The following is a 19,014-nucleotide window of genomic DNA, read 5'->3' as shown; positions in this document are numbered from 1 at the left end:
GCCTGCTGAGCATATTCGTGTTTCCCCGATGGAGTGAAAGATGCGGTCATTCCCTGTCTTGCTGTCGGCCCTTTCCATTCTGGGCATATTTCTGATCGCGACCCCATCGAGGGCGGAAAAGTTTATCTGCGCCTCAGATAGCGGTACATCTCCTTATCCAATCTTGCAAAATGCCTCATATGATCATCTCCTCTATGCCCCACGCGAGCGGGAAGTCATGAAGACTTTTGAAGCATATGTATCGTCCTTTGACGGCATAGATGACGATACCGGAGACGGTCAGGAAGATTATCTGGCTGTTCCGCAATGGGTTGCCTATGAACTCAAAGGGGTAGAGCCACAACCGGATGGAACCTATCACGAGCCGGACATCTCTATTAACAGACCCTCAGACTGGTATCGATCAGACGACCTTGCCTTCCTCTGGACGGACCGCCCAGGCGTCCGCAAGAAACGTCTGGATAACAGTTACGACGGCGTTGGCAGAATTTGGAACCGCGGACATCTGGCCATGGCAGACCATGCCCAGAGAATTTCATGGCAGGCCTCGTGCAATACACATTTTTTCTGGAATGCTGTTCCTCAAGCTGCCGACATGAATCAGGGACCCTGGCGACATCTGGAAGACTATTCGGCAGCCGCTTCAAACAGATTTGACCATATATGGATCATTACCGGGCCTGTCTTCCTCAAGGACCAGCAGATCGGCTATATCGGGGAGAGCTCCAAAGGCGAAGTCCCTGTTGCCGTCCCACACGGACTATTCAAAATTCTTGTCCGTGACATCGGGCAGGGAGCCGTGGATGCAATTGCGTTCCTGTTTCCGCAACCATACAGGATGGACACCGAAAATATACCGCAGCCGTTGGAGACATGGGTTAATTGCAGCCAGGCGAAACGTCTAAAGCATGTTTATGACCACAAACCTCAAATCGTCGCGATATCCGAGTTAGAAGATCTGACCGGGCTTACGTTTTTGTCCGAAGTGTCAAACCGGGACCAAATTTTGCATTATATTCCCGATCAGCTCTGGCCGGTTGATCGCAAATACTGGCCCGAAAGCACCTGTGCCGGGCAAACCTTCAATCTTTAGCCAAATGGCTTGAAGAAAGGGGGAATCTGACTGTTCCCCCTCCGATAACACACTCTCGTGCCCCAACCGGATGCCTGTTTCTAACAGGTCGGGCGATTTTTATCGCTTGAATGTTGATCCGCAATCGAGCCCAGGGCTTTTTGCGCTGTATGCAGATACAACGCAGGTTCACGGTAAACCGCATTGCTGGTTTCTGCCTGTCGAAGATCCAAGAGGAGGGTTTCAATACGCCGGGTCAGGTCATTGTGATTTATAACCATGTCTATCTCCAAAGATGTGAGGGATTGCCCCCGAGACGTTCCACCGGCCTTGATGCCAGCCGGCCCCGGAGATTCTAGTCGTCACAAATGAAGGAATTTTTCGTTCTAGCGGGTGTGATGACCAAATCTGATCCTTTTGGTCTTGCGGAAAACTGGTAACTGTCCCGGCAGCCACATGCCTTTGTCAGTATATCTGCAGGATGTTATCCCTAGGGAAGCTTCGGGTGCTCTGAAATACGTGCAAGACCTGATACTTCCTGGGTGATTTCCGATAAAGAAGCAGACAAGATCTCGGCAATTGCTTCCTGATCTTGCGTGCCAATTATCGCAAACAGATCCGTAACTGGCCATGAATCTCTAAAATCATTTATTGTTCCGGCTGCACAACCGCACTCCATACGGCGCGCCATCAGGCAGGCAAACAACTTGTCCATCACAACCGGCCGGACAAGAGAACCGACTGTTGGCAGTATGATGACAGGGTCGGCATAGCGGCCATTTTCCAGAGTCCAGCTCCAAACCAGAAAATTGCGCGGTTGTGCGACTCTGATTGTCCATCCGGACTGCAATAGATAATCCAGCCATCCGACAAAACGAGGATCACTGAAACAAAACCGATTCAGATGCCTTTTGTGACAGGGTGACGTTGTAACTTTCAGCATCCATTTGGTGAAGCATCCCAGATAGGAAGCATCAGTTCCTGCGCTACTCGTCTTGGTAAACATGGCACCACAACCAACCATCTAACTGAATATCTATATTTTCTCATTATCCTTATACTCTACCTAATATGTAGACTTAATAGTTGATTTCAATCCAAGGGCAGGCGACAATGCCCGCCTTGGTCATATTCGACCAGGTTCTGGTCAATTTTGACCCGTGTCCCGGCTCATGCAAGGAGCGCACGTTAGATGCAAATGGATTGGGCTTCGCTGGAAATCATCTTTGTGCTGGCTCTGGTGGCAGTCGTCTTCTTCGGATTCATCCGCGAAAAACTGCCTCCGGATATTGTCGCATTGGGTGCCATGGGCCTTCTGCTGCTGACAGGTATCCTTTCCACCAACGACGCGTTGAGCGTGTTCAGCAACAGTGCTCCAATCACAGTTGCTGCCATGTTTGTCCTCAGTGCTGCTCTGGAACGGACGGGCAGTATTGATGGCATGGGGCGCTTGATGACCCGCTTTGCCGGGAAATCCCCATTGTTTGCTGTGCTTGCCCTGATGATCTCGGTAATGTTTTTGTCTGCCTTCATCAACAATACCCCGGTTGTTGTCATTCTGACTCCGGTAGTGATCTCGCTTGCACAAACGATGGGAACCGCACCATCAAAGCTTCTGATCCCTCTGTCTTTTGCCAGCATCTTCGGTGGCACGACGACACTGATCGGCACGTCAACCAACATTCTGGTTGACGGCGTGGCCCAGTCCAAAGGCATGGAACCTTTCGGAATCTTTGAAATCACAGCTGCCGGAATCTGTATGGGCCTGGTCGGCATCATCTATCTCGCATTAACATCACGCTGGCTGCTGCCGGTACGTGATACACTTGCCAATCTGCTCCCCACTAATAAAGAACGCCATTTCCTTGCAGAGGTACTGGTCCCGATTGATTCCCCCCTGATCGGCAAACCGATGCGTGAAGCGGGTTTTACCGAAAGCCGCGGGTTCCGGGTGATCGATCTGGTGCGCAAGGATGTCAGCATGCGGCGCATTCTGCGCGAAACCCTGCTCGAAACAAAGCTGGAAGCCGGGGATCGGCTGATCATCCGCAGCCGCGTCGGGGATATGCTGGGATTGCGAGAGGCCGGAGACGTTGACTTCCTGAAGCAGAATGGTGCTCACGCTTTCGAGCCGATTGCCTCCCAGGAAACGACAATCATGGAGGGCGTTGTAGGGCCACAGTCGCGCGTCGTCGGTCGGCGTATCTCAGAGCTTGGGCTTCGGAGAATGTACGGGGCGTATATTCTCGCTGTGCACCGGCAGGGGGAAAATATCGGTAATGATTTCGAGCAGGCCAGGCTGAAAATCGGCGATACCGTTCTGATCGAAGCAACACCTGCAAATTTCCGACGTCTGTTCGACAATCAGGAATTGATCAACCTCTCCCAGCCAAGCGAGCGCCCGTTTCGACGCAACAAGGCACCGATCGCCATTCTCGCTGTATTTCTGGTCATGGCCCTGGCAGCGTTCGAGGTCCTACCTATTGCCGCGCTGGCAATCATCGCAGCAACCGCTGTCGTTGCACTCGGCTGTCTTGAACCGGACGAAGCTTACAGTTCCATCCGGTGGAATATTCTTATGCTGATTTTTGGCATGCTTGCCCTTGGCATCGCGATGGACAAAACCGGTGCCGCCAAGCTGATTGTGGAGAACTTTGCCATTCTTGTCGGTGGCCTTGGTCCGATTGCAGTTTTATCCGGGTTGTATCTCATTACCTCAATCCTGACAGAGATGATGAGCAACAATGCAGCGGCTATTTTGCTGACCCCGATTGCGATTGGCCTGGCCGAACAGCTTGGTATTGATCCCCGCCCGTTTGTCGTCGCCGTCATGTTTGCGGCCAGTGCGAGCTTTGCAACGCCGATTGGCTATCAGACCAACACCTTCGTCTATAATGCGGGTGGTTACAAATTCATGGATTTCGTCCGCGTTGGAGTACCGCTGAACCTTTTGTTCTGGGCCACTGCCACCTTTATCATTCCGATCTTCTGGCCGCTCCAGTAAACAACACTTATCCAATGTGATTAATTTATAAATCACATTGGATAGTGGCTAAATATGACCTTTGCCTGGTTGAAAACCTGCATCTCTTTGGATGCGGGTTTTTCTTTTATTATTTAAAACCAATGCACTAGCCGTTGGCATGCTTATTGCCGTTATGACCCCGCATCTCAAACAGGCGGGAGGTCACAATGTCGACCACAACAATCATCGGCATCAGCGGCAACATCAATCGACCATCCAAAACCAGCATGCTGGTCAATGTCATTCTTGATGAAATCGCCCACAGGCATCTGGGGCAAACCGATTTTTATGACTTGCTTGATGCAGCCCCTGGTTCATTTGATCCCGGCACCCCCTATGGCACACCGAACCATCTGGTCGATGCTATTGAACAGGCTGACATGCTGGTTGTGGGCACACCTGTTTTCAAAGGCGGGTATACCGGCCTTCTAAAGCATGTTTTCGATCTTGTGCATCCCGAAGCACTCCGCGGCAAACCGGTCATTCTGAGCGCTACAGGCGGGTCAAATCGACATGCCCTTGTCATCGAACATCATTTGCGTCCGCTTTTCGCATTTTTCGGCGCCCTGACGGTTCCAACCGGCATCTATATGTCAGCCTCCGATCTGATTGAAACCGAGGCTGATGTCCGCAAAAAACTTGGCGCACGAATTGAAACCGCCGTTTCCCAGCTTTCCGCATGGCAACCGCAAGCGATCCGACAAGTCTCTGTCGTCGCCTAAGCCTTTTTCCGACAACAGACAGATATAAAGGAAATTCAGATGAAACTGCGAAATGTAATATCCCGGACAATTATCCCGGCCATCGTTGCTGTCGTCGGGTTCCCCGTAAATGCCATGGCAGAAGATGCCCTGACCGAGTTCCGTATCGGGTATCAGAAAAACGGTACCCTTGTGGTTGCCCGCCAGCAGCAGAAGATTGAAACTGCGCTGGAAGAAAAAGGCATTTCCGTAAAGTGGGTTGAGTTTTCGTCCGGCCCGCCACTGCTTGAAGCAGTCAATGTCGGCAGCATTGATTTCGGCACTACCGGCGATACCCCGCCGATCTTCGCCCAGGCCGCGGGTGCCAACATCGTCTATGTTGCCACCCAGCCGTCTCCGGGTACCGGTTCAGCAATACTTGTGCATCAGGATTCCGAAATTCAGACCCTTTCCGATCTCAAGGGAAAGAAGGTCGGTTTCACCAAAGGATCAAGTGCCAACAATCTGACGGTCGAGGCCCTGATCAAAGGTGGTCTGACTTACAATGACATCGAACCGGTATATCTCAGCCCGGCAGATGCCGCTGCGGCTTTTGTTCGCAAAAGCATCGATGCGTGGACAATCTGGGATCCCTATTATGCCATCGCTGAAACCAAACAGAACGCACGGGTTCTGACCACCGGCGAACCGATCGTCGCCACCAACAGCTTTTTGCTGGCAAATGGCGATTTTGCACGGCAACACCCTGACACGGTTTCCCGTGTTATTGCCTCTCTTTCCGAAGCGGCAAACTGGGCCGAAGCCAATCGCGACAAGGTTGCTGAAGCATTGGCCGAAGTCACTGGCGTCGATTTGCAATCGCAAACCCTCGCGGCAGAGCGGGCGTCTTTCGGCATTTATCCGATCACCCAAGACATCATTCAGACGCAGCAAACCATCGCGGACCGTTTTTACGAAATCGGTCTGATCCCGAAAAAAATTACCATCCGCGATGCGATCTGGAATGCACCGCAATCCTGATCACTCGGCACACGGGACTGTTCACGACAACACAGGAAACAGATCATGACACATATTGAAAAAAACCGTCAGAACGCCGATCCGCTTAACTTCTTCTGGTTCATTCCGACAAGCGGTGATGGTTCTTACCTTGGTTCACTGGAACGTCAACGGCCAGCAAACTTTGACTATTTCAAGGAAATCGCACAGGCTGCCGACCGGCTCGGTTATCAGGGTGTTCTTCTGCCGACAGGCCAAGGATGCGAGGATTCCTGGATCACGGCAGCAGGTCTTGCAACCGTGACCGAGAAACTCAAATTTCTTGTTGCCCTGCGCCCCGGCGTAACATCGCCAGCCTATGCGGCACGCCAGACCGCTGCCCTTGACCGGCTGAGCAAAGGGCGTCTGCTTCTGAATGTCGTTGTCGGGGGCAATCCGGTCGAACTGGCCGGAGACGGTGTTTTTCTCGCACATGACAAACGGTATGAGCAGGCCGGTGAATTTCTGCATATATGGCGCGGACTGCTGGCTGGACACGAGGTCGATTTCCACGGTAAGCATTATCGCGTCGAAAAAGGCCGGATCAATTTCCCGCCGGTACAGCAGCCCCATCCGCCACTTTATTTCGGTGGATCTTCGGAGGCCGCACAGGATCTGGCGGCAGAGACAGTCGAGCTGTATCTGACCTGGGGAGAACCCGTCGAACAGGTTGCCGAGAAAATCGAAGCCGTGCGCAAACGTGCGAATGACCGAGGTCGCAAAGTTCGCTTTGGGCTTCGTATTCATCTGATCGTTCGCGAAACCGAAGACGCAGCCTGGGCCGAAGCAGAACGCCTGATCAGCAAAGTCTCGGATGAAGATATTACCAAAGCTCAGAAACGGTTCCTTGAACAACATGACTCTGTCGGTCAGCGTCGCATGGCGGAACTGCACGGTGGCAAACGTGATCGCCTGATCGTGGGCCCCAATCTCTGGGCCGGTATCGGCCTGCTGCGACCCGGGGCGGGCACCGCACTTGTCGGGGATGCATCCACCGTTGCCAAGCGACTACGCGAATACCAATCGCTTGGTATCGATACTGTTATTGCATCGGGTTACCCGCACCTTGAAGAAGCTTATACCGTTTCCGAGCTTCTTTTCCCTGAACTCGGTCTTTCGGCGTCAGGACAGCGCGACCTTGATCCTGTCGGAGAATTTCCGGCTTCGGTCGAGCAGCGCAAGCTCGCCGTCAGCACATCATGAATCATGGAGACGCCCTGTGAGAACGATTTTGCTGACCAAAGCCCGCCCCTGGATTCTTCCGGTTCTGCTTGTCGCCGCCTGGCAGGTGGCGGCAAGTGCCGGATTTATTCCACCCTATATTTTACCCGCTCCAAGCGCGGTTCTCGGCGCAGCATCCGGTCTGATCGCATCTGGCGAATTGTTTGATCATCTGCTGGTCAGCACCGCCCGTGCCCTTGGCGGGTTTACAATCGGTGCTGCCATCGGTTTTACGCTGGGGTTTTTGAATGGTGCTTCAAAAACCAGCGAGGAGTATCTCGATACAACCCTGCAAATGATCAGGAATGTTCCGCATCTCGCCCTGATTCCGCTGGTCATCCTGTGGTTCGGGATCGAGGAGCAGTCAAAACTGTTCCTTGTCGCGCTTGGTGTGTTTTTCCCGATTTATATCAATACGTTCCACGGTATCCGCACGGTTGATCGGCAATTGATCGAAATGGGACGCATTTACGGACTGTCATCAAGGCAGCTGTTCTGGCGGGTCATCCTGCCGGGTGCATTACCATCAATCTTCGTCGGTGTGCGCTATGCACTTGGCATCATGTGGCTGACGCTGATCGTGGCAGAAACCATCGCGGCGTCTTCGGGTCTTGGCTATATGGCAATGCAGGCACGCGAGTTTCTGCTGGTGGATGTCGTCGTACTCGGCATCGCGATATATGCCCTGCTTGGAAAGCTGGCGGATACCGCCGCACGCCTGCTTGAACGCCATTACCTCGCCTGGCATCCATCCTTTCAAGTTCATTAGAGTCTTCAAGGAGAAGTCGTCATGACCATTCAGGCACTGGAGAAAAGTTCTTTCCGCCGCGTCACAACGGCACCCCGACGGCCCGTTTTACCTCAAACCAGTGGTGGGGTCGCCGTAACGCTTCAAAACCTGCATAAATCCTTTGACCACACAGAAGTCCTTAAGGGTATCGACCTTCATATTCCGGCAGGACAGTTCATTGCTGTCATTGGCAAAAGCGGTTGCGGCAAAAGTACCCTCCTGCGACTGATCGCGGGACTTGATGCCTCGACCAAAGGAGAGATATCGATCGGAAGCGGCGGAGAGACCGCATCAAGAATTGTGTTCCAGGAACCCAGGCTGCTTCCTTGGGCAAAGGTTATCGATAACGTGAAACTCGGCCTTACGGGTACACCTGTTCGTAACCCTGATCAGGTTCTTGACCTCTCTCTGGTCACACTTGACGAAGTCGGCCTTGAGAACAAACGGGATGAATGGCCCTCGGCTCTCTCGGGGGGGCAGAAACAACGTGTCGCTCTGGCACGCGCACTGGTCAGTCATCCCCGTCTGCTTGCACTCGACGAACCCCTTGGGGCGCTGGATGCTCTAACACGGATCGACATGCAGAATCTTTTGGAAGAAGTCTGGCTGCATCAGGGCTTCACAGCAATTCTCGTGACGCATGACGTATCCGAAGCCGTCGCTCTTGCCGACAGGGTTGTTTTGATCGATGAAGGACAGATCAAGCTCGATATCGAGATCGACGTGCCTCGACCACGCCGTCGCGGTAGCGCGATACTTGCAGAAATCGAAGGTAAAATTCTCGATGTTCTGTTTGAGCAATATCCCGAGAAGCAGGCGGGATGATCTTCTCCATATCAAGTAGTTATCGGTGATCAGATTGCAGGCGGGTTTTTTTTATCGACAATGTCGACTAAAAAGGTAGACTTTAAGTGGTTAAGGAAATCTCTCTTGCGAGGCTTGAGAAATGGAGGACCGGCTTGACATATCATCGCGATTTGCGACCGGGACAGTCAGCAGAAGTTCTGCGGCTGACCCGACGGGGCAGCGCAGACATTCCGCCAAGTATACGCGCGAGCGCGCTCGTGTTTCGTGATCCAGTCTCACTCGAATTGCAACGGCGTCTGCTACAGTTTTCTGTCAGCGATGCCAGTGTTCTGATCGTCGGGGAGACCGGCACGGGCAAAGAACTGATTGCACGTTACGTTCATGATAACTCGCCACGTGCCAGCGGCCCATTTATTGCGGTCAACTGTGCCGCCTTGCCCGAAACGCTCGTCGAGGCAGAACTGTTCGGTTATGAAAAAGGTGCTTTTACCGGCGCCACCGAGAATCGCACCGGGTGGTTTGAAGCTGCCAATGGCGGGACAATCTTTCTTGATGAAATTGGCGACCTGCCGCTGGCGTTTCAGGTCAAGCTGCTGCGTGTCCTTCAGGAACGCGAAGTCACCCCGGTAGGCGGTCGCAAGACGCGCTCGGTCGATGTACGGATCGTTGCGGCAACGAATGTGAATCTCGAAAATGCCGTGCGTGCCGGACATTTCCGGGAAGATCTTTTCTTCCGGCTGAATGTCGCGCGGCTTGACGTCGCCCCCTTGCGGGCCAGACGCGATGATATTCTAACCCTTTCGGAGCACTTCTTGCATGTCTACAGCGAAAAAACCGGGCGCAAGGATCTTTCTTTGGGCAAGGAAGCGATCAAGGTCCTTTTGCATTACTCCTGGCCAGGTAACATCCGGGAACTGGAGAATGCCATGCATCATGCCGTTCTGGTGGCAGCAGATCATGTGATCCGTCCGGACGATCTCAATCTAAGTCATGTGACCCTTGATAAAGCCACTGGATCGGATGCGGATACCATCCGTCATATCATCCATGACCTGATCCGCCGCGAAGGCATGTTCTCTCTTGATGGTCTCGTGCATATGGCCATTGAAGAGGCCTATGAGATCGCCGAACACAACCAGATCAAAACCGCAAAACTGCTGGGGTTGAGCCGCAGCCAGTTGCGGACCCTGCTGAAAAACCATCGTATCGACTAGCGCAATCATACCGGACGCTTTGGCAATAATGCCGGTTCAACGACAGGAGACGATTATGGCATACAAAATTGGTATCGTCGGTGGCGGCCTGAGCGGCAGTCTTCTGGCCATACAGTTGCTCCGCCGCCTGCCCGAGACAGACGAAGTCATCGTGTTCGAGCCACGTTCGGTCTGCGGTCGGGGTTTGGCCTATGGCACAAGCTGCACCTCGCACATTCTTAATGTTCCTGCCGGAAAAATCAGCATTTTCCCGGATCGCAGGGATGATTTTATCGAATGGCTCGCCACGTCCGACGATCCGGAAATCCGGAAATATGCGACCGCAGCCAGTTTCGTGCCGCGGCAGATTTTTGGGGACTATGTTTGCTCCCGGCTTGAACAATCAATAAATCAACGCTTCCGGTCGGAAAGCTTTGCTCATGTACGCGATACCGTGAATTCAGCCTATCCGGCAGAAGGTGGGCAGAAACTCCATATCCGGACGGAACGTGATCAGATTTTCGAAGTCGATCATCTGGTGTTGGCGATGGGGAACTCGCTTGCCAGTCAGACCAGATATGGTTTTCTCCATCCGTGGAATACAGAACGGACCGAGGGAACGTCGATGCGCGGCCCGATACTGGTACTAGGTTCCGGGTTAACCGCAGTTGATACACTGCTTCGCCTGCGCGAAACGGGCTACGAAGGTCAGGTTGTTTTTCTGTCGAGGCGCGGTCTGCTGCCTCGCCCACACGATCTGACGGAACCGGAAAATCATCCTGCATTCACACCGACGGACGCAGGTGCCCAGCCTCTTTCAACCCTGCTTGCCAAGGTGCGTAATAATGCCAGGCAGTTTGGTTGGCGCACAACGATTGATGGCCTCCGTCCAATGACTCAGGCCATCTGGCAGGCACTTGATGACGTGAAACGTCGTCGATTTATCAGACATCTGCAAACCTGGTGGGATGTCCACAGGCATCGCATGTCGCGCGAAACGGCTCAAATCATCGACGCTGAAATGGCATCCGGAAATCTGAAAATCATTAAAGGCCGCATTTCCAATGCTCAAAAGAAGCCGGGACAATCGTGGGAGATTTCAATCCGCGGGCATGGACAGGAGACAGCGGAGAATTTCAGCTTTCCTGTCGCCTATGACTGTACAGGCCCCCGTGCGGACCTGGAAGCTATCGATGTGCCCCTGATCTGGTTCCTGAACAATATGGGGCATATTCGCCCGGATCCTCTCGGACTTGGTATCGACGTCGACGACACTTGTCAGGCGATCAAAAGCAATAGCAGATCGTCGAAGTTTATCAGCGTCATCGGGCCACTGACCCGCGGCAAGTTTTGGGAGATCACTGCTGCGGCCGAAATCCGGAACCAGGTTGCAACGCTGGCCGAATATCTGAGCAACAAAGCATCATCGCGTTACGAACGAACATCTCTGATCTCCGCCGATCTGCCTGCAACCATAACCGGCAGGGAGATCTTGTGAACGTGTCCGCAGAAAGACTGGTCTACCTGATCCTGTTTATCGGGTTGCTGATTTACTTTTCAACGAACTAGGTTTGCCCCGATCGGGTAAACGCTGACAACTCAGGAGCATGCCCCATGGAACATGCAATGAAAAAACTGTTGTTGCCTGGCTACAAAGGCTCGAATGCCGGTCACTGGCAACGGATCTGGAGCGACATTGATCCCGATGCCATCATCGTCAATCAGGATGACTGGCTAAAACCCCGGCTGAAACCATGGATCGAACATGTTCGCTTTGCCGTGAGTAAGAACCCCAACGCCATCCTGATCGCGCACAGCCTTGGATGTATACTTGTCGCACATCTGGCACGGGCATTCCCCGATTTACCGATTGCCGGGGCACTGCTCGTCGCTCCTGCCGACGTTGACCGTATTGGAAAAACTTATCCGGATCTTGCCGGCTTCGCCCCAATCCCGATCCGAAAACTGCCTTTTCCATCAATTGTCGTCGCCAGCCGCAATGATGAATATTGCGACTTTACCCGGGCGCGTTCGCTTGCCTCGGCCTGGGGGAGTGAATTGATTGATGCGGGCGAGGCTGGCCATATCAACATAGAAAGCGGGCATGGTCGCTGGTCTGACGGCTTTAAATTGGCAGACCGGCTTGTCGATCTCCACTATCAGCAGCTTGCAAAACAAAACATGCAGCAAAATTCGCCCAATATCGAAACACTTTATTCGGTGTAGTTAGGGCATAAACAACATGAATGGCGGCATTTTAAGCCGCCATTCAGTTTTATGAGCACAAAAAACAATGCCTCAACAGATACCTGAGAAACACACGAACGAAGAACCATGGTCCGGGTTCAGTCTGAAATGGTTGATACTCATTTCAATTACTGCTGCCGTATGCAGTATCATTTTTGCGGGCAACACCCTTGATCGCGTTACCTTGCTATTTAACGAGCAAATTGCCTACGTAAAGGCTGGGCAGGGTTTTCTGGCCTGCATCATGGGCATTTCAGCACTTCTTTTCGGATGGCTTGCAATAACAACTTTTGTCAAAGCAACATCCTTGCTTCTCAAGGCTAAGTAACCAGTTCGCCTTTTCCCTGAACCGCGATCGTTTCTGCACCAAACGAATACTCATATCCGAAATACGACTGGCAACAGCATCATGGCTATCACAAACACCAGAATGCTGACGGGTAATCCACAACGCCAGTAATCACTGAAACGATAGCCGCCCGGACCCATAATAATCGTGTTGTTGTGATGGCCAACCGGGGTGAGGAAATCGGTCGAAGCCCCGATTGCAACTGCCATCAAAAACGCATCGGGGGCCAATCCAGCACGATATGCCAACGCCATCACAATAGGCGCCAGCACCACAACAGTCGTCACGTTGTTCAGAATCGGTGTTATGCCCATTGCCAGCAGCATTGTCAGGGCAAGAAGCCACATCGGACCTGCCGTCCCCGCAAGTTGTAGCAAATATCCCGCAATCAGTTCCGCCGTGCCTGTTGTGCGCAAAGCCTCCCCGATCGGGATCAGTGCCGCAAGCAAAACCAGAACCGGTCCTTCGACCCGCCTATACAGATCACGCGCACTGACCACACGCGTTAACAACATCATGGTCACAGCTGCAACGAAGGAAACGGCTGGTGTCGCGATACCGCTGGCTGCAAGGAAAATTGCCACGGCAAAAATCGCCACAGCCCACAAGGCTGCCCGGGGACGCAACCGGATCGAACGTGCCGCCAAAGGCAAAAGACCAAGATCGGAAATAGCTGTATCAATGCGGGACGGATCGCCTCGAAAAATCAGAATATCGCCCGGCATCAGGGTCGCGTCAGCTAAACGCCCTTCGAACCGTTTGCTTTGACGGGCCATGGCAACGATATCAATCTGCCATCGATCAGCCGGTTCGAGTGTATGAAGGTTACTGCCCTGAATGATGCTGTCGGCCGGAACCACGGCTTCAATCATTTCCGCATCATCGGATAAAACACCAATCTGACCTGGCAATCGGAAACCATACCGATCACACAACAGTTCAAGTGTATCAAGCTCGGCCTCGACAATCATCAGATCACCAATTTCGAAAACCTGCCGGTTTTTAGGCGCAAAAAGCCGCCTGTTTTCACGCACGATACCGTGGATCTTGACCGGCAAGGCCGCCTCAAGTTCCGGCACAGATACAAAATCGGCAATGCCATTGGCCCCGACACGTAACTCCGTCAGGAACTGACCAGAATCTCGCTGCTCTCCGACGCTCAGATGTCGTCCCGGAATAAACCGCCACCCGACAAGAACAAGCCAGACCACACCGGCAACGGCGATCACACTGCCAACCGGGGTAAAGTCGAACATGTCAAAAGGCTGACTGACAGCAGTTTGCCGGATCTGGGAAATGATCAGATTGGCTGGCGTCCCAATCAGGGTCGTCATTCCGCCCAGAAGTGTCGCGAAGGACAGGGGCATTAACAGATAGCCGGGATGCTCCCCACGCCTAGCCGTTGCCGCCAGTGCAACCGGCATCAAAAGGGCCAATGCACCGATGTTGTTCATGAAGGCTGAAAGAACTGCACCAGTCGCGCAGAAAACCGCAATCAAGGACCAGCGACTTTCGAACCTTTCCGAAAGAATATGGCTAACCGGTTCAAGGGCCCCGGTTGCCACAATACTGCGTGTAATGATCAGAACCCCGGCAACGGTAACGACGGCACCGTTGGAAAATCCCATAAAAGCACCTTCCTGGGGCACGATCCCCAGAACCACGCCAGCCAGCAGCGCAAGAACCGCGACCAGATCGTATCTGAACCGGTCACTGGCCATCGCAGCAATTGCAATCAAAATGATGGCGACAAGGGCCAGTTGGTCGAAATTCAAATGCCGCTCCGTGTCCTGTTCTTATTCCGGAAACAGGGCGTACTTTCGCAAAGAAATCTCCACCCGCGTTCCCGGTTTCAGTTTACGCCAGTCATCATCATTGTGCGACAGCGCAATATCAAGATGGGTATTCCAGCTATCAAGCGAGACGTCCATGACCACGGCCGGTCCGGTTGCCCTGATATCTCGCACAAGACCCGTAAGAGCCTGCCCCTCTTCCTTGGCTGCCACGCGGATATTGTGGGGGCGAACATACAATACATAATTGCCGTCCGGCTTGTCTGTATCGCCAATCGCAATCGGCCTTCCCGGCAACAGAACCTGTCCGTCTTTTACGGAAACCGAGAGCTTGTTCACATCGCCGATGAATTCATAAACGAATGGCGAGGCCGGTTCCTCATAGACGTCGTTCGGCGCCCCCTCTTGGGCAATACGACCATCCTGAACCACGACAACCCTGTCAGCAAGATCAAGTGCCTCTTCCTGATCATGGGTCACAAAGACAGTGGTATGGCCGGTTTCGTCGTGAAGTTCACGCAACCATTTGCGCAGTTCATGACGCACCTTGGCATCAAGGGCCCCAAACGGTTCATCAAGCAGCAACACGGATGGCTCGATTGCAAGGGCGCGGGCCAGTGCAACACGCTGTTGCTGCCCACCCGAAAGTTGGGCCGGAAAGCGATCCTCATATCCTGAAAGCTTCACGAGGGAGAGAAGATCGCGGGCCCGTGAAAGAATCTCCTGCTCTGACGGACGACGGTCTGCGGGGCGGGCACGCAGGCCAAAGGCAATGTTGTCGATCACCCGCATATGCTTGAAAAGCGCGTAATTCTGAAAAACAAAGCCGACATTACGTTTGCCTACCGACAGATTGGATGCATCATCTGCATCAAAAAATATCTGCCCGCTATTGGGGAATTCAAGCCCTGCGATTAAACGCAAAAGCGTTGTCTTGCCCGATCCGGAAGGACCAAGCAGCGCAACAAGTTCACCAGAGCCGATTTTCAGATCAATGTTGTGAAGCGCCGTCTGGCTTCCGTAATCCTTGGTCACATTATGAATATCGATCTGCATGATCGTTCGTCTCCTCAGCTACGATGGCCCGGTGCAAGGTCATCGCCATGCCGCCATTCCAGTATGGATTTCAAAACAAGGGTGAAAAGGGCCAGTAGAGCCAACAGTGAAGCAACGGCGAAAGAGGCCGAAAAGGCGTACTCATTGTAAAGAACCTCGACATGCAGCGGCAACGTGTTGGTCACGCCACGAATATGACCCGACACCACGGAAACCGCGCCAAAATCCCCCATGGCACGAGCACTGCACAGCAGGACACCATAAAACAGCGCCCATTTCACGTTGGGCAATGTGATTTTGATAAAGGTTCTCCAGCCACTTGCGCCAAGTGACAGCGCTGCTTCTTCCAAAGAGTTTCCCTGACTTTCCATCAACGGGATCAGTTCACGCGCAACGAAGGGGAATGTGACAAAGATCGTCGCCAGAACAATGCCCGGGGTTGCGAAAATGATGTCAATATCTGCCGCGTCAACAAAATCACCGAACCAGCCGTGACTGCCAAACAACATCACAAAGGAAAGCCCCGCAACCACCGGTGACACAGAAAACGGCAGATCAATCAGGGTGACAAGGATGCTTTTTCCGCGAAAATCATGCTTGGCAACCGCCCACGCCGCTGCGATCCCGAACAGGATGTTCAAGGGGACGGCAAAAGCCACAACAGTTAACGTTAAATGCAAGGCTGAAAGGGCGTCGGGTTCAACCAGTGCCGCCAGATACGCCTTCCACCCCGATGCCAAGGCTTCGGTAAAAACAATAACCAGCGGAAAAACAAGAAAAATGAACAGAAATAGCAAAGCTGCAAAAATCAGCAGCCAGCGCACCATGGCTGGCTCGCCAATCCCGCGTTGGAAGGAGTCATTTGAAGTCATGGTCTTACCTTTTTAAAGGCCGCTTCGCTTCCGGCTCCAGACCTGAAGAAGATTGACCAGCAACAGCATTGCAAAAGATATGACAAGCATGGTTGTCGCTATTGCAGTGGCGCCGTCATAATTGAATTCTTCAAGGCGGATAACGATGAGGAGCGGTGCAATCTCTGAGACATTGGGAATATTGCCGGCGATAAAAATGATAGACCCGTATTCGCCAATCCCACGCGCCAAAGCCAAAGCAAATCCTGTCAGAAGTGCTGGCAGAACAGCCGGAAAAATAACCATTCGAAAGGTAAATCCGCGCGATGCACCGAGCGAGGCTGCGGCCTCTTCCAGCCTCTGGTCAAGCTGCTCAAGCACCGGCTGAACAGAACGAACCACAAACGGCAGCCCGATAAAGGTCATGGCAATTATGATACCGAGCGGCGTATAGGCGGCTTTGATGCCCAGTGGTTCAAGATATTGACCAAAAGGGCCATTCTTCGAATAGATCGCAACCAAGGCAATGCCCGCAACCGCAGTTGGCAGGGCGAATGGCAAATCAATAATCGCATCAATGATTTTGCGGCCCGGGAAACGATAGCGAACCAGAACCCAGGCAACCAGAAAGCCGAATACCGCGTCAATAATGGCCGCCGCAAATGCCGCCCCGAAACTGAGCCACAATGCATGCAGGGTTCTCTCGGACCCGACAATAGCGATGAATTCATCCCATCCCATGCCAGTTGATCGCGCAACGACCGCCGCAAGAGGAAGTAGCACAATCACACCGAGATAAGACAGCGTATAGCCAAGCGTGATCCCGAAACCCGGGATCACGCGGCGATTGCCAAATGCACTCGCAATAGAAGTCATGTTCAGTTGCTCTGATAAAGCTGATCGAACGTACCGCCATCAGCGAAATGTTCTTTCTGAGCACGCGCCCAGCCACCAAAACGATCCTCGACCGTGAAAAGCTCAAGCGGCGGGAAGCGCTTCATATCCTCGGGATCGGCATGTTCGGGGGCGACGGGACGGTAATAGTACTTCGCCGCCAGTTTCTGCCCGACCGGCGAATAGAGATATTCAAGATAAGCGGTTGCGATATCGCGCGTACCGTGATCATCGACAACCTTGTCCACCACCGAAACTGGCGGCTGCGCCAGAACCGATTTGGACGGAACGACGATTTCGAACTCGTCGCCGAGGTTTTCAAGTGCGAGAAAAGCCTCGTTTTCCCATGCCAGCAGCACATCACCGATACCGGTTTTGACAAAGGTATTGGTTGAACCGCGGGCACCGGTATCAAGAACCGGCACATTTTTATAAAGCTTGGCGATAAATTCGCGGACCTTTTCCTGATCCCCGCTGAAATTGTCCTCGGCAAAAGCCCAGGCAGCCAGATAGTTCCAGCGAGCGCCACCCGATGTTTTCGGGTTTGGTGTGATCACCTGAATATCGTCGCGAACCAGATCATCCCAATCCTGAATGTTCTTGGGGTTACCATTTCGAACAAGGAAGACGATCGTCGACGTATAGGGTGCCGCGCCAAGTGGAAGGCGCTCCTTCCAGGCAGTGCTAATCCAGCCGGTATTTTGGGCAATTGCGTCGATATCGGCCTCAAGTGCGAGCGTCACCACATCGGCTTCCAACCCGTCAATGACCGAACGGGCCTGACGCCCAGAACCGCCATGTGACATCTGAATTTCGACAGACTGCCCTTTTTCATTCTGCCAGTGCTCGGCAAAGGCCTGATTGAATTCCTTGTAAAGCTCTCTGGTCGGGTCATAGCTGACATTCAGCAAGGTGACATCAGCAGAGTAGGCGTTCCCTGGGACAAGCAAGGATGATGCAGCAAGCATTGCTGCGCCGATCAAATTTCGGCGTACAGATTTAAGCGAACTATCAAGCATGGTTATTCTCCCTTATGCTATTAGTCCTTAATCTCTATCTAATCAGTAGACTTAATCAACAATAAAATGGCTAAACTGTGGTAATTACGTATCAACAGTCATTCAGTGTGATTATGGAATTAGGCGACGACGGGTGTTTTCTGACCTGATTGGGGCCCAAGTGCATCCTGCAAAGTCGTACTTTCCAGTACCTCAACGGTTGCCTGATATGATTCGGCAAAAACACGCCGAACGCGACACGACTTCTCGTCTTTGCAATCATCACAAGGTTGATAGGCCATCTTGCTCAGGCACGACAACGGCGCGATTGGCCCTTCGATCAATCTGACAATTCGGCCAATAGAGATCTCTTCCGGATTTTTGATCAACGTATAGCCGCCATGCTTGCCACGCCGACTGTTGATCAGTCCATGATGTTTGAGATCGAGTAGAATCTGCTCAAGAAACTTTTTTGGAATCGCTTCCTGCTGCGCAAGCTCGGCGATTTGCATGGCCTCGCCAACACCAATATCAGCCAGAGCAATCATCGCCTTCACAGCGTATTTTGTTTTCTGCGACAGCATTTTCTTACACTATATCTCTACCGAATAAGTAGACATATAACATGGAAGTTCCGTAAAATCCAACAACATATTTAGCCAACCATTGTTTCAATCTAGAGACGGAGCATCATACCGATCATGAATGAAAACCGATGTTCGACCTGATTTTCTTTTTTGTTTCATGATAAGAGTGGCTGCATGTGAGTCTGATTTCAAAAATGTTGCTTTGAGCACGCTTAATCGGCGCTTTTATTGCTTGCACAGACCTCATACTTGGGGTGTTTTGTGATCGGGGATTTATTGACAATACCGCCAATAAATCACACATTGATTTAGCTGATACCGAGTTGGTTCTATCTAAAGCAATCACCTCTCAATTAGAGAAGCCGCCTTTGATCCAGACTAACCACCTGGTA

17 protein-coding genes are annotated in these 19,014 nt (G+C 52.5%); 10 read left to right on the top strand and 7 right to left on the bottom strand.

Annotated elements, in window-relative coordinates:
* Positions 1 to 40 precede the first annotated feature (40 nt).
* On the top strand, positions 41 to 1,093 hold the full coding sequence (locus ABIE64_RS12085) for a DNA/RNA non-specific endonuclease (protein ID WP_354377565.1): 1,053 nt from the start codon (positions 41 to 43) through the stop codon (positions 1,091 to 1,093).
* A gap of 469 nt (positions 1,094 to 1,562) precedes the next feature.
* On the opposite strand, the gene ABIE64_RS12080 is transcribed toward ABIE64_RS12085, so the two are convergent.
* A complete protein-coding gene (locus tag ABIE64_RS12080; protein WP_354377564.1) occupies positions 1,563 to 2,078 on the bottom strand; it encodes a hypothetical protein in 516 nt (171 codons plus the stop codon).
* 186 nt (positions 2,079 to 2,264) lie between these two features.
* On the opposite strand from ABIE64_RS12080, the gene ABIE64_RS12075 reads away from it, so the two are divergent.
* From ABIE64_RS12075 to ABIE64_RS12035, 9 genes are all read left to right on the top strand, one after another.
* Positions 2,265 to 4,076 carry an SLC13 family permease gene (locus ABIE64_RS12075; RefSeq protein WP_354377563.1) on the top strand — a complete coding sequence of 604 codons (1,812 nt, stop codon included), beginning with the start codon at positions 2,265 to 2,267 and terminating at the stop codon, positions 4,074 to 4,076.
* Between the two features lie 188 nt (positions 4,077 to 4,264).
* A complete protein-coding gene (locus tag ABIE64_RS12070) occupies positions 4,265 to 4,819 on the top strand; it encodes an NAD(P)H-dependent oxidoreductase (protein ID WP_354377562.1) in 555 nt (184 codons plus the stop codon).
* A gap of 39 nt (positions 4,820 to 4,858) precedes the next feature.
* Complete coding sequence (locus ABIE64_RS12065; RefSeq protein ID WP_354377561.1) at positions 4,859 to 5,818, top strand: sulfonate ABC transporter substrate-binding protein; 960 nt, start codon at positions 4,859 to 4,861, stop codon at positions 5,816 to 5,818.
* A 45-nt stretch (positions 5,819 to 5,863) separates the two neighbouring features.
* On the top strand, positions 5,864 to 7,039 hold the full coding sequence (gene ssuD, locus ABIE64_RS12060) for an FMNH2-dependent alkanesulfonate monooxygenase (protein WP_354377560.1): 1,176 nt from the start codon (positions 5,864 to 5,866) through the stop codon (positions 7,037 to 7,039).
* A 16-nt stretch (positions 7,040 to 7,055) separates the two neighbouring features.
* Entirely contained in the window at positions 7,056 to 7,826 is a 771-nt protein-coding gene (gene ssuC / locus ABIE64_RS12055) for an aliphatic sulfonate ABC transporter permease SsuC (RefSeq protein ID WP_354377559.1), read from the top strand.
* A gap of 21 nt (positions 7,827 to 7,847) precedes the next feature.
* Positions 7,848 to 8,672, top strand: coding sequence for an ATP-binding cassette domain-containing protein (locus tag ABIE64_RS12050; RefSeq protein WP_354377558.1), 825 nt, complete (start codon positions 7,848 to 7,850; stop codon positions 8,670 to 8,672).
* A 239-nt stretch (positions 8,673 to 8,911) separates the two neighbouring features.
* The gene (locus ABIE64_RS12045) at positions 8,912 to 9,868 is read left to right on the top strand and encodes a sigma-54 interaction domain-containing protein (RefSeq protein ID WP_354377557.1); all 957 of its coding nucleotides are present in this window, start codon (positions 8,912 to 8,914) and stop codon (positions 9,866 to 9,868) included.
* Positions 9,869 to 9,896: 28 nt separating this feature from the next.
* Positions 9,897 to 11,345: an FAD/NAD(P)-binding protein gene (locus ABIE64_RS12040; RefSeq protein WP_354377556.1), complete on the top strand. Its 1,449-nt coding sequence runs from the start codon at positions 9,897 to 9,899 to the stop codon at positions 11,343 to 11,345.
* Between the two features lie 116 nt (positions 11,346 to 11,461).
* A complete protein-coding gene (locus ABIE64_RS12035; RefSeq protein WP_354377555.1) occupies positions 11,462 to 12,073 on the top strand; it encodes an RBBP9/YdeN family alpha/beta hydrolase in 612 nt (203 codons plus the stop codon).
* A 399-nt stretch (positions 12,074 to 12,472) separates the two neighbouring features.
* On the opposite strand, the gene ABIE64_RS12030 is transcribed toward ABIE64_RS12035, so the two are convergent.
* The 6 genes from ABIE64_RS12030 to ABIE64_RS12005 all read right to left on the bottom strand — a co-directional run bounded on the left by ABIE64_RS12030 (position 12,473) and on the right by ABIE64_RS12005 (position 18,619).
* On the bottom strand, positions 12,473 to 14,218 hold the full coding sequence (locus ABIE64_RS12030) for an SLC13 family permease (protein ID WP_354377554.1): 1,746 nt from the start codon (positions 14,216 to 14,218) through the stop codon (positions 12,473 to 12,475).
* A 21-nt stretch (positions 14,219 to 14,239) separates the two neighbouring features.
* Complete coding sequence (locus ABIE64_RS12025; protein WP_354377553.1) at positions 14,240 to 15,292, bottom strand: sulfate/molybdate ABC transporter ATP-binding protein; 1,053 nt, start codon at positions 15,290 to 15,292, stop codon at positions 14,240 to 14,242.
* Positions 15,293 to 15,306: 14 nt separating this feature from the next.
* Entirely contained in the window at positions 15,307 to 16,164 is an 858-nt protein-coding gene (gene cysW, locus ABIE64_RS12020) for a sulfate ABC transporter permease subunit CysW (RefSeq protein ID WP_354377552.1), read from the bottom strand.
* A gap of 12 nt (positions 16,165 to 16,176) precedes the next feature.
* Positions 16,177 to 17,019 carry a sulfate ABC transporter permease subunit CysT gene (gene cysT / locus ABIE64_RS12015; protein ID WP_354377551.1) on the bottom strand — a complete coding sequence of 281 codons (843 nt, stop codon included), beginning with the start codon at positions 17,017 to 17,019 and terminating at the stop codon, positions 16,177 to 16,179.
* A gap of 2 nt (positions 17,020 to 17,021) precedes the next feature.
* Complete coding sequence (locus ABIE64_RS12010) at positions 17,022 to 18,056, bottom strand: sulfate ABC transporter substrate-binding protein (protein WP_503012850.1); 1,035 nt, start codon at positions 18,054 to 18,056, stop codon at positions 17,022 to 17,024.
* Between the two features lie 119 nt (positions 18,057 to 18,175).
* A complete protein-coding gene (locus ABIE64_RS12005; RefSeq protein WP_354377550.1) occupies positions 18,176 to 18,619 on the bottom strand; it encodes an RrF2 family transcriptional regulator in 444 nt (147 codons plus the stop codon).
* Positions 18,620 to 19,014 lie beyond the last annotated feature (395 nt).

This window comes from Thalassospira sp. MBR-102 (assembly GCF_040549275.1).
Classification (GTDB): domain Bacteria; phylum Pseudomonadota; class Alphaproteobacteria; order Rhodospirillales; family Thalassospiraceae; genus Thalassospira; species Thalassospira xiamenensis.
The sequence above is the reverse complement of the archived record's forward strand: the minus strand, read 5'-3'. Positions and strand labels throughout refer to the sequence as shown.

What these genes read in the sequence shown, in the direction of transcription:
- ssuD (WP_354377560.1), top strand. Translation starts at nt 5,864, where the DNA reads ATGACACATATTGAAAAAAACCGTCAGAACGCCGATCCGCTTAACTTC.
- ABIE64_RS12050 (WP_354377558.1), top strand. Translation starts at nt 7,848, where the DNA reads ATGACCATTCAGGCACTGGAGAAAAGTTCTTTCCGCCGCGTCACAACG.
- ABIE64_RS12010 (WP_503012850.1), bottom strand. Translation starts at nt 18,056, where the DNA reads ATGCTTGATAGTTCGCTTAAATCTGTACGCCGAAATTTGATCGGCGCA.
- ABIE64_RS12025 (WP_354377553.1), bottom strand. Translation starts at nt 15,292, where the DNA reads ATGCAGATCGATATTCATAATGTGACCAAGGATTACGGAAGCCAGACG.
- cysT (WP_354377551.1), bottom strand. Translation starts at nt 17,019, where the DNA reads ATGACTTCTATTGCGAGTGCATTTGGCAATCGCCGCGTGATCCCGGGT.
- ABIE64_RS12075 (WP_354377563.1), top strand. Translation starts at nt 2,265, where the DNA reads ATGCAAATGGATTGGGCTTCGCTGGAAATCATCTTTGTGCTGGCTCTG.
- ABIE64_RS12065 (WP_354377561.1), top strand. Translation starts at nt 4,859, where the DNA reads ATGAAACTGCGAAATGTAATATCCCGGACAATTATCCCGGCCATCGTT.
- ABIE64_RS12085 (WP_354377565.1), top strand. Translation starts at nt 41, where the DNA reads ATGCGGTCATTCCCTGTCTTGCTGTCGGCCCTTTCCATTCTGGGCATA.
- ABIE64_RS12080 (WP_354377564.1), bottom strand. Translation starts at nt 2,078, where the DNA reads ATGTTTACCAAGACGAGTAGCGCAGGAACTGATGCTTCCTATCTGGGA.
- ABIE64_RS12040 (WP_354377556.1), top strand. Translation starts at nt 9,897, where the DNA reads ATGCCGGTTCAACGACAGGAGACGATTATGGCATACAAAATTGGTATC.
- ABIE64_RS12070 (WP_354377562.1), top strand. Translation starts at nt 4,265, where the DNA reads ATGTCGACCACAACAATCATCGGCATCAGCGGCAACATCAATCGACCA.
- cysW (WP_354377552.1), bottom strand. Translation starts at nt 16,164, where the DNA reads ATGACTTCAAATGACTCCTTCCAACGCGGGATTGGCGAGCCAGCCATG.
- ABIE64_RS12035 (WP_354377555.1), top strand. Translation starts at nt 11,462, where the DNA reads ATGGAACATGCAATGAAAAAACTGTTGTTGCCTGGCTACAAAGGCTCG.
- ABIE64_RS12005 (WP_354377550.1), bottom strand. Translation starts at nt 18,619, where the DNA reads ATGCTGTCGCAGAAAACAAAATACGCTGTGAAGGCGATGATTGCTCTG.